The sequence below is a fragment of the Paraburkholderia sp. HP33-1 genome, assembly GCF_021390595.1.
Taxonomy (GTDB): domain Bacteria; phylum Pseudomonadota; class Gammaproteobacteria; order Burkholderiales; family Burkholderiaceae; genus Paraburkholderia.
In genome coordinates this window covers 1192582-1208399 of the sequence record NZ_JAJEJR010000001.1, presented here as the reverse complement: position 1 = coordinate 1208399, position 15818 = coordinate 1192582, and the positions used below count along the sequence as shown (strand labels likewise).

At 68.1% G+C, this 15818-nt stretch carries 10 protein-coding genes; 1 reads left to right on the top strand and 9 read right to left on the bottom strand.

Annotated elements, in window-relative coordinates; all coding sequences use genetic code 11:
• Positions 1-5 precede the first annotated feature (5 nt).
• Genes bcsA through bcsB form a run of 7 tightly spaced genes read right to left on the bottom strand, consistent with a single transcriptional unit; the run spans position 6 to position 13053 of the window.
• On the bottom strand, positions 6-2537 hold the full coding sequence (gene bcsA / locus L0U81_RS05490) for a UDP-forming cellulose synthase catalytic subunit (RefSeq protein WP_233800638.1): 2532 nt from the start codon (positions 2535-2537) through the stop codon (positions 6-8).
• The gene (bcsQ, locus tag L0U81_RS05485; protein ID WP_233800636.1) at positions 2534-3319 is read right to left on the bottom strand and encodes a cellulose biosynthesis protein BcsQ; all 786 of its coding nucleotides are present in this window, start codon (positions 3317-3319) and stop codon (positions 2534-2536) included. Before bcsQ ends, bcsA begins: the two co-directional genes overlap by 4 nt.
• Positions 3316-3528 (bottom strand): hypothetical protein, encoded by a 213-nt coding sequence (locus L0U81_RS05480; RefSeq protein ID WP_233800634.1) that lies wholly within the window; start codon positions 3526-3528, stop codon positions 3316-3318. The genes bcsQ and L0U81_RS05480 overlap by 4 nt, the downstream gene beginning before the upstream one ends.
• Complete coding sequence (bcsE, locus tag L0U81_RS05475; protein ID WP_442793385.1) at positions 3525-5468, bottom strand: cellulose biosynthesis protein BcsE; 1944 nt, start codon at positions 5466-5468, stop codon at positions 3525-3527. The genes L0U81_RS05480 and bcsE overlap by 4 nt, the downstream gene beginning before the upstream one ends.
• A 32-nt stretch (positions 5469-5500) precedes the next feature.
• Complete coding sequence (locus L0U81_RS05470) at positions 5501-9379, bottom strand: cellulose synthase subunit BcsC-related outer membrane protein (RefSeq protein ID WP_267956918.1); 3879 nt, start codon at positions 9377-9379, stop codon at positions 5501-5503.
• A gap of 47 nt (positions 9380-9426) precedes the next feature.
• On the bottom strand, positions 9427-10635 hold the full coding sequence (gene bcsZ / locus L0U81_RS05465) for a cellulose synthase complex periplasmic endoglucanase BcsZ (protein ID WP_233800630.1): 1209 nt from the start codon (positions 10633-10635) through the stop codon (positions 9427-9429).
• Positions 10636-10638: 3 nt separating this feature from the next.
• Complete coding sequence (gene bcsB / locus L0U81_RS05460; RefSeq protein WP_233800628.1) at positions 10639-13053, bottom strand: cellulose biosynthesis cyclic di-GMP-binding regulatory protein BcsB; 2415 nt, start codon at positions 13051-13053, stop codon at positions 10639-10641.
• Between the two features lie 442 nt (positions 13054-13495).
• On the opposite strand from bcsB, the gene L0U81_RS05455 reads away from it, so the two are divergent.
• On the top strand, positions 13496-13657 hold the full coding sequence (locus tag L0U81_RS05455) for a DUF1328 domain-containing protein (protein WP_230560355.1): 162 nt from the start codon (positions 13496-13498) through the stop codon (positions 13655-13657).
• Positions 13658-13919: 262 nt separating this feature from the next.
• Here the strand turns inward: L0U81_RS05455 and rfbC are convergent, their stop codons facing one another.
• On the bottom strand, positions 13920-14471 hold the full coding sequence (gene rfbC, locus L0U81_RS05450; protein WP_233800626.1) for a dTDP-4-dehydrorhamnose 3,5-epimerase: 552 nt from the start codon (positions 14469-14471) through the stop codon (positions 13920-13922).
• Between the two features lie 116 nt (positions 14472-14587).
• Complete coding sequence (locus L0U81_RS05445) at positions 14588-15580, bottom strand: GlxA family transcriptional regulator (RefSeq protein ID WP_233800624.1); 993 nt, start codon at positions 15578-15580, stop codon at positions 14588-14590.
• Positions 15581-15818 lie beyond the last annotated feature (238 nt).

Sequence of the window (15818 nt, the reverse complement as noted above, 5' to 3'; positions counted from 1 at the left end):
CGACATCAATAACGGGTACGGTCGAGCGCAAGCAGCGTCTGGCAGGCACGCGCGACGCCGCCCCACAGCCGCGAATAGCCTTCGACGCCCATCGCGAGCACTTCCTTCAAACCACGCAGCGGGGCGTCCTCGGTCGTTTGCGCATCCCAGTCGAGCCACGCGTCGGCGCGGCCGAACGTGCATTGCACGAGCTGCCGTTCCTGTTCGAGCGTGAGGCCGTCGAAGCGCACGCCGAGGTGCCGTCCGATGCAGCGGCTCACGTACACCGGAAAATGGAACTGGCGATCGCCGCGGCTCAGGCACACGCCGAGGCTGTCGCCGGGCGCGAGATTCAAGCCCGGATCGACGTCCAGGCCGAGGCCACCGGTCGAGTAGTCGCTGGTCGTGCAGGCGAGCGTCGTGCCGTCCGCGAGCAGCAGCGTCGCCGCCGCGCGCATCGTAATCCGATGCGTGACGCGCACCTGCTTCGCCTCGCGCGCGACGCTCGCGGCCGCGCCGAGCATCACGAGGTTGTAGAGCGTCCAGAACACGTTCATCAGGATCGTCGGCGTTTCGTCGCCGTGCCCGAACATGAGCCGGTACACGCCGGTGGCGAGTGCAGCCGCGTTCAGCGCCAGCAGCACCAGATACGGTTTCGACGTCGACCAGTCGAAGTAGCCTTCGTCGACGCGCCCGCCCTTGTCGGTCACGTTGAACGCGCCGTGCTTCGGGCTGAAGAACGCGATCGTGGTCGGCAGTGCGATGTACCACGCGAGCACCGACTCGTAGACCTCGGCCCAGAACGAATGGCGGAACTTGCCCTGCATCCGCGAGTTCGCGATGTTCGCGAGCACGATGTACGGCAGCACGAATCCCGCGATCGTCGTCGCCGGTGCGTTGAAGAAGTACATCTGGAAGAACAGGTACGCCATCGGCATCGTCAGGAAGATGAGCCGCGGCACGCCGTAGAAGAAATGCAGCATCGCATTGCCGTAGCACAGCCGCTGAAAAAAGCCCAAGCCGCGGCCGACGAACGGATTGTCGATGCGAAAAATCTGCGCCATGCCGCGCGCCCAGCGCGTGCGCTGCTGGATGTGGCTCGCGAGGCTTTCGGTCGCGAGCCCGGCGGCCTGCACGGTCGGCAGATAAGCGGTCGTGTAGCCGCGCCGGTGCAGCTTCAGCGCCGTGTGCGCGTCCTCGGTGACCGTCTCCACCGCGATGCCGCCCACTTCTTCGAGCGGCGCGCGTTTGAGGATCGCGCACGAGCCGCAGAAGAACGACGCGTTCCACAGATCGTTGCCGGACTGTACGAGCCCGTAGAACAGATTGCCCTCGTTCGGCACGCGGCGGAACGTGCCGAGATTGCGCTCGAACGGGTCCGGCGAAAAGAAGTGATGCGGCGTCTGCACCATCGCGCAGCGCGCGTCGTGCAGGAAGGTGCCCATCGTCGTTTGCAGGAACGAGCGTGTCGCCACGTGATCGCAATCGAAGATCGCGACGTACTCGCCTTGCGTGCTGGCGAGCGCGCTATTGATGTTGCCGGCTTTCGCGTGACGGTTGTCGTCGCGCGTCAGATAGCCGATCCCGCATGCCTCGGCGAACGCCCTGAATTCCTCGCGCCGGCCATCGTCGAGCAGGTACACGCGCAGCCGGTCGGCCGGCCAGTCGATGCCTTGCGCGGCAAACACGGCCGGCCGCACGACGGCCAACGGCTCGTTGTAGGTCGGAATATAGATGTCGACACTCGGCCAGCTCGACGTATCAGCAGGCAGACTCGCGACCGCGCGCTTCAGCGGCCACGCGGTCTGCACGAAGCCGAGCAGCAGGATCACCCACGTATAGGCTTCCGCGCCGAACAGCAGATAGCCGAGAATCGCCTCGCCCGGCGTCTGGAACGACAGCGTCTGCGTGACGCGCCACCAGACGTAGCGCACCATCGCGAGCAGCGCCAGGGTCGTCAGGATCAGCACCGGCATGCGGCCAGGAAAGCGCCGCACGATCAGCGCGACGATCACCAGTACTGCGAAGAATTCGAGCTGACCATCGGGTTGCAGCGGCGACGTACCGATCAGCGCCCACAAACCGGCACCCGCGACAACCACGAGCGGCAGCAGCCAGCGGATATGGCCGACGCGCTGCGTCGCGGCTTCGAGCCACATGCCCCAGCGCTGCCACGGCAAGCTCGCCAGCAGCGCGTCGATGCGCTCGCGCACGCGCCGTCCGAGCAACCATAGCGGCACGAGCCAGCGGTCGAACCAGGCGGCCAGCGCCCGCATTTTCGCCGCCGCGCTGCTTACCGGCGAACGCGGCGCGCGCACGAACGCGCGCCACAGCCATGCGCGCGCCCGATGCGGTTCGAGCACACCCCACTGCAGCGCGAAATGCAGCACGGCCGCGCGAATCCAACGGCGCGGATAATCGGGCTTGCCCGGCGCGGGCGGCTGGAAAAACAGCCGCACGAACCAGTCGAGCGGCGTGCGGTTCGCGGGCACGCCGAGCTCGCGCGCGAGCCAGTCGAGTACACGTTCGCGCGCCGAACGCGGTGCGCGCGCGCTCATGACACGTCGTCCCGCCGGTCAGGTGCCGCGGAGCCCCCGGTGAGCCACGCATCGAGCCAATTCGCGAGCCCCTGCAGATCGTGCGATGTCTGCGAATGCGGGGCGTCGTCGAACAGCCACGTGCCGCGCGCAAACGACTCGGGCAACGCGCCATCGAGATGCACGCGTTGCGCCAGCGGCAGGTTATCGCCGAGCGCCGCGCCGAGCATCGCGAGCACGTCGCGCTGCATGTCGCGCGCGGGGTTCAGCCGGTTCACGATGATGCGCAGATGCGCGCAGGCGTCGCGCAACGCGGCGAGCCGCGCGACCAGCGTCGCGCAGGCGGCAGGTTCGGGCGGCGTCACGCCCAGCGCGAGATCCGCGCAACGCAGCGCGTGCTCGGCCTGCTGCGACGGATAGCGCGCGGTGTCGATCAACACGACGCCGTCGCGCGGCAGATCGAGCTCGGCGAGCGCGTCGGCGAGCCAGCGCGGCTCGCCGGCGAGGCGTGCGTCGCACTGCGCGCTTTGCAAGGTCGACACGGCGCCGTACGGCACGAACAGCACGCCGTCGGCGTTGCGCCACGTGCACGCGTGCCACGCGGTGTCCGCATCGAGCAGCGCCTGCGACAGACCGGTCGCCGCGAGTCCGTCGATGCCGAGCTGCGCGCCGAGCATGTTCTGCGGATCGAAGTCGAGTGCGACGACCGGGCGGCCACGGCGCGCGAGCAATACCGCGAGCGCAGCGGTGAGCGTCGTGCGGCCCGTGCCGCCCGCGGTGGAAACGATCGCGATCGTTTTCATGGCGCCTCCCCGTCTTGCGTCGTGTCGAGCGCGGGCAGCAAACGCGCGCGCAGCGCGACCGGCTCGATGTCACACGGCACCGCGTCGCGCGGATCGAAGCCGCGCATGGCCGCGAGACCGCGTCGCGCGCCGACGCGCTGCCAGACGATCCACACCGGCAGCGCGACGACCACGCCGGCGACGAAGCACATCAGAACCAGTTCGATCATTCGATGCTCCTCGCGCGTACCGGCATCGCGCTGGGTTCCGCGCGACGGCGCGGCGGCGTGGGGTGGTAAGAGGTGCGCTCCGAAGCCGGTCGCTTCGTTGCGGATGATCCGGTTTGCCAGCCCGTTCCGATGGCTGGCGCGGCCGCGCTGGCGCCCGCCACGCTGTCGGCTTCGAGTTCGGCACGTGCATGACTCAACGCCGCCTCCACCTGCGCCAGTTGCACGGCGGCCACGTGCGCCGCTTCGCGCGCGGACGCCGCGAACATATCGCTGTAGTCGGCGATCCGCGTGCGCCGGTTGGTCGCGTCCAGCGCGTCGAGTTCGGCGCCGATGCTCTGCTCGGCCAGATGCACGCGCGTGTCGGCGATCCGTTCGACCGGTACATCGACGATCCGCGCCAGCGCGGCATCCGCGTCGGCGAGCCGGCATGCGAACAGGAATACGTACAGATGCGACGCGTCGACGGTCAGCACGTCGCCCGCGCGACGCGGCACGCAGTGCTTCAGAACATCGACGTGCGCGCATTGCGGCAACAGCGTCAGCTTCACGAGCACATGCGGCAACTGCAGCACCGCGCTGCGTTCGAGCACGAGGCGCACCCGCTCGCAAAACGCGCCGGCCGGCAGATAGCCGCGCACGTCGTCGCTGAGCGCGGCGCTCAAGGCGCTGCGATAGTCGGCGGCGACCGGCCGGGTATGGAGCTGCCCCTGCAACGACTGCAGCAGCGACTGCATCCGCGAGAACGGCAGGTCGCGTCCGAGCACGAGGTTCGCGCCGAGCGTGAGCACGAGCAGCTCGTATTGATGCCGCAGTACTTCCCCCCGCTCGACGACGACGATCTTCAGCGCACCCCCCGCCTGGCGACGCAGCGCATGAATCGTCGAGCACAACGCGTCGAGCTGCGCGCCGCCCGCGTAATCGAGCACCACGGTCGCGGCTCGCGCATGGGCGCACGCGCTCAGCACCGCAGCCTGATCAGCGCACACTTCCCAATGCGGCGGCAGCCACGCCTCGTGACCACGCACCACCGCGCGGCTCACGACCACACGCTGTTCGTCGCGCGCGAGCAGGCGATCGCCGCTCGCGACGCTGCCGGCCGGCGTGTCGGGCGCGACGCTCAGGCGGCCGCTATCGGTAAAGCGTAACGAGCGGACTTCGCTGGTCACGAGCGTGCGATCCGCGCGCCAGAAGTCGGCATGCCACAGCAGCTCGCCGTGCGTGCGCTCCATGCGCGCGACGCCCGCGCACGCCGCATGGAACGCGTTGCGGCGCGGCGCATCGACGCCGCCATCGGCCGCGCGGCGCGCGTCAGGCGAATCGCCGCCAGTGCCATCGACGCTGAGCAGCAGCACCAGCGTGACGCGCCGCGCCGCGCACCAGTTCGCGAGCGTGCGGCCTTCGTGCGCGAGCGCGGCGGCGTCGTGCCAGTTGAACCAGCGCTCCGCACCTTCGACGAAATACAGCGAGCGCGCCCGAAACCCGAAGCGCTTCAGCGCGCGCAGACCGCCGAACAGTTTGCCGAGCGGCGCGGCGCCGTCGGCCTGCTGCTCGAGCACCTGCGCGCCGCTGACGGCTGGCATCGCCAGCACGTTCAGTTTGCGTGGCCAGCCCGCGGCCGGCGCGTCGGCGCTAAAGCCCAGCTCGCGCAACCGTCGCGCGACGTCCGCGCGTTCGCGCGCGAGCACGACCGTCACGTCACGCGTACTCGCGGCGCGCGCGCTTTCCCAAATCAGCCCGTCGGCGCCCGCCGTGCGTGACTCCGCGTAAATCGCGTACAGCTTGCCTGCTTCGAGCGCGGCCCATTCGTCGGGCAATGCGTCGATCGCGAGACGGCCGACCTGCTGTGCGCGCCGCTGCGCAGCCGTGCGGCCGAACGTGCGCAACCAGCGACGCATGAAGGCGCGCACGGGCGGTTGGGTTGGATTCGAAGCGGTGTTCACGTCTGCTGTCCCCGATCTCTTTGCATCGCCGTTCAATAGCTCGAATAAAGCCGTACCGGCTGCGGCGACAGACGGTTGTCCTGCCTGCGCGCATCGAACGTGTAGCGCAGATAGACGAGTGCGGCACTCGGCGCGTAGTCGTGCGAACGATCGATGCTGAGCTGCGCGCCCAGCACCAGATGCGAATCGACACGATACTCGGCGATGCCCGCAAGCCCATACGAAATCGCGACGCCGCGCGTCGAGCTGCCCGCGTTGACGAGACTGCCGAGCCCCGGCGCCACACCGAGCCCGGCGGGCAGACCGTTCGGGTAGTACGGCGAATTCTTCTCGTACGAGTTCGACACGCCGACGCTCGCGCTCAGATCCCACTTCAGCGCGCCGCGCCGGCCGGCCCATTCGAGCGGCACGCCGAGCGACAGATAGCGCTGCGGGCTGTAGTAGCCGCCCTGTCCGAACGAATAGAACCGCAGGTTGTTCGTGTAGCGCCACGCGTTGCCAATGAGGCCGGTGCTCACCAGCGTATTGGCGCGCCGATAGACCGGCATCGTGAAGCCGGTGCGCAGCGTGAGCGCCTGATTGGCGGCGACGTTGCGCCCGGTGAGCTCGCCCGCGCCGAGATCGGCGAACAGGTTCGTCGCGCCGAGATCGAACGACGCATGCAGGTCGATGCCGTCACGGCGCACGCCGCCCCATACGGTGCCGCTCACCGGATCGTGCATGCCGGCATAGGACAGCTGGCTACCTGTTTCCGGACGGCGCGAGGCGCTGACCGAAAAGCTCCCTGGTCCCGCGTCGAAGTGATAGCGCAAGCCGCCGACGAGGTACGACACGGGGAAGCCGAGCGGCGTCGTGCCGAAGTCGAAGCGCCACGCGCCGGACGTGTAGCCCGCGCCGAGCGCGACGCCGGTGCTCGGCTGATGCAGATACGGCAAGCGCGCGGCCAACGTGGCGAGTTGCTGCGGCGAAAAGCCGAGCGCCGTCCCGAGCTGGTCGGCTGCGGCGAAGGTGCCGAACGTATTGCGCGTGGACGCGTTGGCGTCGCTGACGTCGAGCGTGCCCGCATCGAGACGCACGGTGTCCACGTGCGCAAAGAAATGGCCGTCGTAGCGATACGGCATTTGCACGTACACCGGCACCTGCCAGGCGCGCAGCTGCGAGATGCCGGCGTCGCCGGATTTATACGCGGGCAGCCAGCCGGTCTCGATCGACGGATTGCGGCGCTGCTCGAGATCGTCGAGCGCGGCCTGCGCAGGCGTGCCGCCGGGCCCCGCGCTCACGCCCGACGCGCGCTCCTGTGCGAGCGACAAACGGTAGAGCGAGGCGGCATCCTCGTACTGCCCGAGGTCTGCGGCAATGCGGCCGCTTTGCACCGTCACGTCCGGCCGCGCCGGATACGCGATGCGCAGTGCCGCCGTGATCTGCTGCGCGTCGCGCGCTTCGTTCAACGCGGCGAGGCGGCGCGCGGCGGACAGCCGCGTGTCGATGTCGTCGGGCGCGGCGCCGTCGAGCACGTCGTGCACGAGGCGCAGCGCGGCGCCGCGCTGGCCGCTCTGCTCCAGCACGCGCGCAAGCGCCAGCTGCGCGTCCGCATCGTTGGGTTGCGCGGAAAGGAGCGGCGCCAGTGTGGCCCGCGCGGCCGCGTAGCGGCCCTGCACACGCTCCAGATCGGCGAGTTCGAGCACGTAGCGTTTGTCGTGCCGACCGGCCGTGCTCACCGTCGAGAGTCGCTGCCGGGCCGCTTCGTAATCCTGCTGATCGATCGCTTCGTCGGTCTGCCGTATCGCGACGCGCAGCGCCTGATCTTCCAGGCGCGCGCGTTGCGCGGCGTTCATCGTCAGTTGCGGATCGTCACGCAGTTGCTGAAGCCATGCGGACAGATCTGCGTCGCGTCGCGCGCTGCCGAGCAGATCGCCGTAGCGCAGCCGCACGTCCGCGTCGGCCTCATGCGGATGCGCGTCGATCCAGTCGCGCAGCAGCGAGAGACCGCGCCCCGTGTCGCCCGCCTCGATCCACTGCGCGCCGACCGAGGCGAGCAGATTCGGATCGCCGCCGGCCAAGGCACGCGCCTCGTCGAGCAGATGGGCCGCGCTTGCGCGGTCGTCGCGCGCGAAGGCAGCGCGCGCGTCGGCGAGGCGCTGCTGCGTCTGCAGGCTGCGATCGAGCGCGCGCATGCCATCGGTACGGTCGTGCTCCGGGATCAGCGCGAGCGCCGCCTGGGCGCCGCTCAGGTCATCGAGCGAATTGCGGTAGAGCGCGCTCGCGTAGCGCATTTCGGGTGATGGTGCGCGCGCGAGACCTTCGTCCATCACGTTGCGGCCGAGTTGCGGCAAGCCGAGATCGCGATACAGACGCGCGAGCGCGAAACGCGTCCACGGTGCGTCGGGCTCGCTGCGCAGGGCCGCTTCGTAGCGTTGCGCGGCGGGCCCGCGCTCGCCGTCGGCGAACAACTGGTCCGCCTGTTTGGCGAGCAGATCGCCGCGCAGGCGAGCGAGGCTCCGGCGATCGTCGACGGTGGTGAAACGGCTTTGCAACGCGTCGATCAACGGCTCGACCCGGGCCGCGCGGCCGGTGTTTTCGAAGAGAGTCTGCGTGCTGCGCAGCGCCGCCACGCTCGGCGTATGCGCGCTCAACAGTTCGCGCAGCAGCGGTTCAGCCGCGCTCCAGTCGTGCTGCGCGAGCAGCGCGTCGGCGAGCATCAGCTTCGCGTCCGCGTTGTCCGGCTCCATCGCGAGCGCCGCGCGCGCCGCCCGCTCGGCATCCTGCGCATGGCCCGCCGCGGCGGCCGCGCGGCCTTGCGCGAGCGTTCCCCAGAATTGCGCGGTGCGCGCGAGGCTTTGCCATTTCGCGCGGTTCTCGGGCGCGAGCGCGGCCGCGCGCAGAAACAGCGTGTGCGCTTCGTCGTGCCGCCCTGCCCGCATGCGCGCGAGACCGAGACCGCCCACTGCTTCGGCATCGTCGGGACGCGCGCTCGCGGCTCGCGCGAGCAGCGGTTCGGCGGCTGCGAGATCGTTGCGCGCGAGCGCCCGCACACCGCGTTGCTGTGCGATGTAGTCGGGGTTGCGTTCGAGTTGCCGCTGCGCGTCGAGGCGTGTTTCGAGCGTGGCGACGCGTTCGCGGAATTCGGTATCGTCCGGCACGAGTTGCAGATACGCGCGCAACGCCGGCAGATACGCGAGGTCCTCACCCGCCGATTGCAACACGTGACGCCACGCGTCGAGCGAGGCCGTGCGATCGGAATCGGGCCGCGTCGCCAGATTCCACGCGATGCGGTTGGCTTCCACGCGAGAATCGCCGCGCGTGTTCAGCAGATTCGCGAGCACGAGCGCCGCATCGACGTCGGACGGATCGGCGGCGATGCGCCGATGCAACGCGACGAGCGCTGTTTCGCGGCCCTCGGGCGTGCCTGCGAGAATCTGGTAGTACTCGGCTCCGAGCGAACCCGACGGCGCGCCGTGCGGAAACAGCAGCTGCAAACGTCGCGCGGCTTCCGCGGACTGGCCGCTGCGCGCCAGCAGACGCACGGTCGCGAATTCCTCGCGACCGTTCGTGGCGACGCGGAACTCGTCGTCGAGTTGCTGGGTCGCCACGGTGCCCGGCGCTTTGGCGCGCAAGCGCGCGAGCGTCGCCTGCGCAGCTTGCGCGCGGCCGAGACGCAACTCGATGCGCACCTGCTCGGCGAGCAAGGACGGATCACCGGACGCGGCGAGCAGCGCCTTGTCGATCGCCTGCAATGCAAGGTCGTCGCGATGCTTGGTCGACCACATGCGAGCGGTCGCGAGCAGGCGCTGCGCGGCGGGGTTTTGCGGTGGCGCGAGGGCGGGCGAAGCAGCGGACGCTGCCAGCACGCCAACGGCAGCCGTGCGCGTCGCCGCAGATTCCCTGGTATCGCCGTATGCGTGCCCCATCATCGCTACGACACCCGCGCACGCGAGCACGCCAAAGCGTGCCGCGCGCGCTACTGCAGCGCGGCGCGGCACGAGGTGCTCCAGTGCGGATCGAGGGTGCCGTCAGCGGCGAAACGGTAGCGGCCTTCGCGCCAGCCGAGCGCGAACAGGCTCAGCACGCTCGTGTAATAACCGGCTGCGCTCTCGCGATCGAGCTGCCCGGCGCGCGCGATCTGCGCATCGGCGAGCGCGCGCTGACCGCGTGCGTCGAGAAACGGCACGGCCGCCGCCGAAAAACCCGCGTTGCCCATGTTGATGCCGACACGGCCATTCGCCGCGTCCACTTTCTCGGGTGGCGCACCGTGCGCGGCGATGAAGCTCGCGAACGGCTCGAAGCGCGCGAGCAGCGCCGGCGCGAGCGGATCGCGCCGGTCGAGCATGCCGGCCCATAGATACACGCGAATCGCGTTATAGGCGCTCTCGGCGTGAGTCTGCGCATCGGGCGCGAAGCCGCGGTTCGCACGGTACAAGGCCCAGTCCGGCGCGAACCCGTGCGGCGCGGTATCGATCAGCATGCGGCTCGCGCTCGCGAGCAGACGCGGCCAGCGCGAATCGTCGGATAGCCGCGTGCCGAGACCGCGCAGCACTTGCGGCGGCGTATAGCTCGGATTGACGCGCCACACATCCGCTTCGGGATGAAAGCCAACCGGGCCCGGCAGCAAGGTCAGCCCGAGCCCCGGCGCGCTGGCCGTTTCCTCGTCGAGCACGCGCCGCGCGAGCACCGCGCCGCGCGCCGTGTAGCTGCGCTCCTGCCACGCGTCGCCCGCTTCGAGCAGCGCATAGGCGATCCACAGGTCGGCATCGGACGAGGCATTCGCGTCGAGCACTTGCCAGTTGCCGTCGTACGAGCGGCCCCACAGCCACGCCGGCAACCGGGCGGTCAGGTCGCCTTGCGCGAGATGCTGCTCGGTCCAGTGCAGGATCGTGTCGAAGGCCGCGCGGTCGTTCGCGACCAGCGCGAAAAACAGCGCGTACGATTGCCCCTCCGACACCGTGCGCTCGTCGGGCGAGCCGACGTCGATCACGCGGCCGTCGGCGGAGAGGAAATCGCGCTTGAATTGCTGCCAGCGCGGCCAGGGCGTGGCGATGCATGCGGTGACGCCGGTGCGCGCGGCCTCTACCGCTTGCACGGCGAACGCGTCGTGACTGCTCGCGAGCGTCAGCATCGTGGTCAGCGCCGCGGCTGCGCCCCACGGCGCCCCGCGCTTTGACGGACTCATCGATCAGACTCCCCGGCGCCGCGCGGCCAGTTCCTGCAACGCCGTGAACGCGCCGATCGCGAGCAGCAGGCCAGCGAGCGCGCCAAGCACGCCGAGCAGCACCGGATGCTGGATCGCCTTGCTCCACAGCCGCGCATACCACGGCACATAGCCGACCAGATAGGTGTCGCCGACGCGCATGCTGTCCACCTTGCCATCGCGCAGCAACGCGACGTCGCCCTGCAATTGCGCGACGCGGTCCGGCTTTTCGAGCATGTCGAGCAGTTGCGACAACTGCTGCTGATCGGTGGCGGTCATGGCGACGACGCTGCGTCCGTGGCTGCCCGGCAATTCGAAACCCATCAGCGCGGCAAGCGGTCCGTCGCGTTCGATACGCGCGCCGCCGTCCGGCAGATGCGCGCCGTTGCTCCGCGCGCCGCCGCGCCGGGCGTCGCTACGCCACTGCTCATCGACCGCGAATGAGGTACGCGCAATCGGGCTCGACGCGACGGCGCCCGGCGCAACGGCGCCCGGCGCAACGGCGCCCGACGCATCCGCGTCGTCGGTCTGAGCGCCGATCGCGAGCGGCAACGCGTGCGGCCAGCGCGCGAGCCACGGCGCCGAGCCGTTGCCGCCGATCACGAGCAGATCCTTGCCGTTCAGCTGCGCAAGCTCGTGCGGCCGCGCGACCTGCACGCGCAGCGCCGGATAGCCGGTCCACTGCCCCATGTGGCCGAGCATCGTCAGCAGGCTTTCGAGCTCCTGCGGCGCGGGATGCTCGGGAATCACGACGGCCGTTTGCGACAGGTCCGCGTAGCGCGTGAACGGAAAGCCGCTGTTCGCGAAGAACGCGAGGTTCGGCATCTGCGCGAAGTGGACGAAGTCCGAGAAGTCGATCGTCGAATCGGGATCGACCGCGGCTTGCACCGGGTTCGTCGCGACGCCCTGGCACAGCCCGGTCTTCTGCGAATCCAGATTGAAGCGCAGCTGCAACTGGTTCGAACTGCCGACACGAAACGCCGGAATGTCGAGCGCGCTCGTCGAACGGTTGACGTTGTTCGACAGCACCGGCAATTGCAGGCGGCCGTGCGCGTCGTCGGCGGACGCGAGCGCGAGCCGGTACGACTTGACCAGCTGGTCGTTGATCTGCACCGCGAGCGCGGAATTGTTCTGCACGGTCGGCGCCGTGTAGCGGTACTTCAGATTCAGCGGCACGCCCGCGCCGTTCCACGAGTACAGGTCGGCGGGCACGCGCAGGTTCAGGCGGATCGCGTCGGGCGTGCTGCCGCGCACCTGCAGTTGCGACGGATCCTCGATCAGCTCCTTGAACGCGACCGGCCGGTCGACCGGCAACCAGCGCGGCGCGTCGTACGGCTTGCGCGGCGCACCGGCAGCGAGCTGCGTGATGCGCACCGCGGGCCCCGCGAGCGCGGTCGTGCCGAGCACGAGCGCGGTGCTGGCTTCATCGACTTCGGCGGCGGTGCGGCCGGTCACGATCAGCAGCTTGCGGTTGGGGGCGACAGGATTGTCGGTGACGATCAGCAGCGGGCCGTTGATCGGCGGCAGCGTCAGGCCGGCCGGCAACTGCTCGCTACGAGCAACGACGACCGCGTGCGCGTCGGTGGGCAACGTGGTGAGCGCTGGAAAGCGCGCCTGCCGGTAATCGGCCTGCGCGCCGAACCACGATGCGAGCACGCCCGCGCTGCGCAGCGTCGCATTGTCGGCGGCGGCCGGCAGCACGAACGGCAAATGCAGCCGCGTCGCGTCGCGGCGATCGAAGAACGGCGCGGGCAGCAGTGCGAGATCGTCGGGCAAGCGCATCGGCGCGGTGTCGACGATGAATTCGCTCGACGGGCTCACGTCAGCCCACAACGCCGAGTTCTCAGGATCTTCGCAATGCTCGAGCGTGTAATGCGCGATCAGGCTCAGTCCGACCTGGTTGTAGTCGGTCAGAAAGCGCGGATCGAGCGCGATGTCCTGCGTGACGAGCTTGCCGGCGTGCTCGCGATCGAACGGCACGGTCGCGACCACTTCGTTGTTGACCGACACCTTCAGGTGCGACATCGCAAACACGAGCGCGGGCGAATACGTGTAGCGCAAGCGCAGGCGCGCGGCCGTGACCACGCGATCGAGCCGCACGCCGAGATTGACGGTGCGCGCAGCTTCGACGCCACGCAGGTTGAGCGGCTGATAAGCGCCGAGCGTCGCGAACGAAGCGCGCGAGGTGGTCGACCCGGATGCGGGCGTGGGAACACTGGCGTCGTTGTCGATGTAGTTGGCGTTGAGGTTGACGGCGCTTGCGCTCGCGACATTGAGCGCGGCCGGCGCCTTCGCCAGCGCGGCGGCGAGAGGCGTCGACGGTGCGGCGCCCGACCCGGCCGCATACAACGCGCTGACCGCGGCGGCCAGCGAAAGGCATAACGACACAACTGGTTTCATGAACAGCTCAGTTTGTTGGACCTCGACCGGGCGCGTCGACTAAGGTGCGAATCCGGTCTGGCGCGCGAGCGCGCGAAGTGGGAATACGGACTGCCTGGCGCGCGATTCACACAGCACAGCACAAGCAGCGGCCCGCTATTGTCTGTATACGGAAGATCAGACGAAATCTTGAGCGGAATTCGTGGGTAAGGCGGGACCCGTTCTACGTTGTCCGTAGCAATGCCGACCCGTTGCGCGTGCGCTCATGCGAGCGCAAACGTTAGCGCGGAATTGAATCGCGTTTTCGCGTGCCGCGAAGCATCCCGCAAACGTTGGCGCGAATGAATCGGTGGCACACCTATTGCTGAATTCCGCTCGCCGGCATCTCACCCGTGAAGGCGCGTAACGTACGCAACGGGTTGCCGTTCAGACGTCGGTTCAACAATCCACCGGTGGAGGCACCATGCTTCGATACGCTGTGATTTTCTTCATCATTGCCATCATCGCCGCCGTGTTCGGCTTTGGAGGCATTGCCGCGGGCGCAACCGAAATCGCCAAGGTGTTGTTCTTCATCTTCGTCGTGATCTTCCTCGTCACCCTGTTGATGGGCTTGATCCGACGCTGACGCTTCAGTCGTTGCAATACTTGCCGCGGCCTGTTGCAATAGTTGCCAACGCATCGGGCGCTTCGACCCGCCTCTCTTCGCTTCTTTTCCCCGCATGCCGAAAACGTTTGCGGCACCGCTTCAAGCCGCACGCGCGATCGGCTGCGAACCGCCGCATGCTGGCGACGTCGCCGTGCCGATACAGCTCGCACGATGATTCGGCATCCAAAGCATAAAGCGTCAAATTGCAGGAATCGCCCGTAAGCGTCGCAAGAAAAGCCAATCACTCGATGTTTTCGGCTTCGTAGAGACGCCGGCCGGCCGCATCCTTGCTGCCGAGGATCGGCTCAAAGTCGATCGGCCACTCGATGCCGATGTCGGGATCCGACCACAGGAGGCAGCGTTCGAGCTCGGGAAACCAGTATTCGGTGGTTTTCCACACGCACTCGGCGACGTCGGAAAGCACGACGAAGCCGTGCGCGAAACCGGGTGGTACCCAGATCTGCCACTGGTTGGCTTCGCTCAGATACTGGCCGATCCATTTGCCGAAGTTCGGCGAGTTCAGGCGCACGTCGACCGCGACGTCGTAGATCTCGCCGCGCACGACCCGCAGCAGCCGTCCCTGAGGGCGCTGCACCTGATAGTGCAAGCCGCGCAGCACGCGATGCACCGCGCGCAAATGGCGGTCCTGCACGAAGTTGAACCCCTGCGCGACGTCGTCCGAAAACTCGTCCGCGCTGAAACTCTCGAAACAGAAACCGAGCTCGTCGACAAACACTTCCGGCTCGATCAGTTTCACCTCCGGCAATGCCGTCGCCATGACCCTGTTGCCCATCGCCACTGTGCTCATAAAAAGGCTGGCCAGCGAAGCTACGACCGCTATCGCGGCCGCGTCCGACAAACGAGGCGCGCTCGCGGCGCGAGCGCCCAATCACATGCTAAAGATACATGCTACGCCTCAGTGGCCGCCCGGCTGCGGGCGCGATACTCGGTTGGCGACAATGCCATGCGCTTGCGGAAAATTTTCGCGAGACGATCGCCGTTGCCGGTGCCGCTGCGACGCGCGATCTTGTCGACCGGCAACTCGGTCTCGGTCAGGAAGTTGCACGCGATGCGCAGCCGCACCTGCAGCAGGTAGTCCGACGGCGTGACCTGCATCTCGTGCTTGAAGCGGCGCAGGAAATTGCGCTCGCTCATCGCGGCGACCTGCGCGGCATCGGCGACCGATACCGGACGGTCGCAGTTCGCCTCCATCCAACGCGCGGCCGCGCGAATCTTTTCGGCGACGCTCAGCGTGCCACCCTCTGCCGGCAGCGGCACCCACGTCGCGGCCATGCCGGGCATCACGCGATCGGCGACGCTGCGCGCGAGTTCGGCGCCCAGGTCGCGCTTGATGAACATCAACGCGCTGCGCGCGCAGTCGTGACGGTCGTTGGCCGCGCTGAACGCCCCTTCGCTTGCGTTCGCGCCCGGATAGCGGCTCATCAGGCCATCATGCTCGGTCGGGCCGGCCGCTTCGAGCACGAGGCGTCCCTCGCCGATCGTTTCGATCGCGCGCGTGCGCGATTGCACCGCGCGCAGCCAGTTCAGCAGGCGTTCGTCGCGCGCGGCCACGTGGGCGCCGTAGCCGCCCGCGATGAACAGCACGTCGAAGCCGCCGCCAAAGCGTGTGTCGATGCGGTCGGTCCAGATGCGCGCCGACGACGAGCTGGCGACGTTGCCGCCATCCATCGACAGGAATTGCACTTCGTAGGGTGGATCTTCACCGGCTCGCGTGCCCGCGAACTCATTGGCGGTCTGAAACATTTCGACGACGGTGCCCGGGCCGAGCAGCCAGAAACCATCGAACAGCAGGATGCCGATTCGCCGCACTGCAGTACGGACGTTCAAGGCAGGTGTGTGTAACCACGTAGTTCTGGTTGGATCAAGGTGCATGTGCGGCATGATCTTCCCCCAAACGTTCATACGTTGCGGACCCCAATGCCCCGTGACCAGACGGAACGAGAGAATGCGTTATTCGGCGGAATAGCAGACTTACGCCGCATAAAGGATTAACCGTGATGTTAGCGGAATGGCCAGCCGGAGTAAATTTGAAAAACAGTTTTCATCGCGAAAATTAATGTCTGAGGAAAACTGTGATGGTGCATTCGATATGAGCATCTCGACGTGGCAGACTACTGCT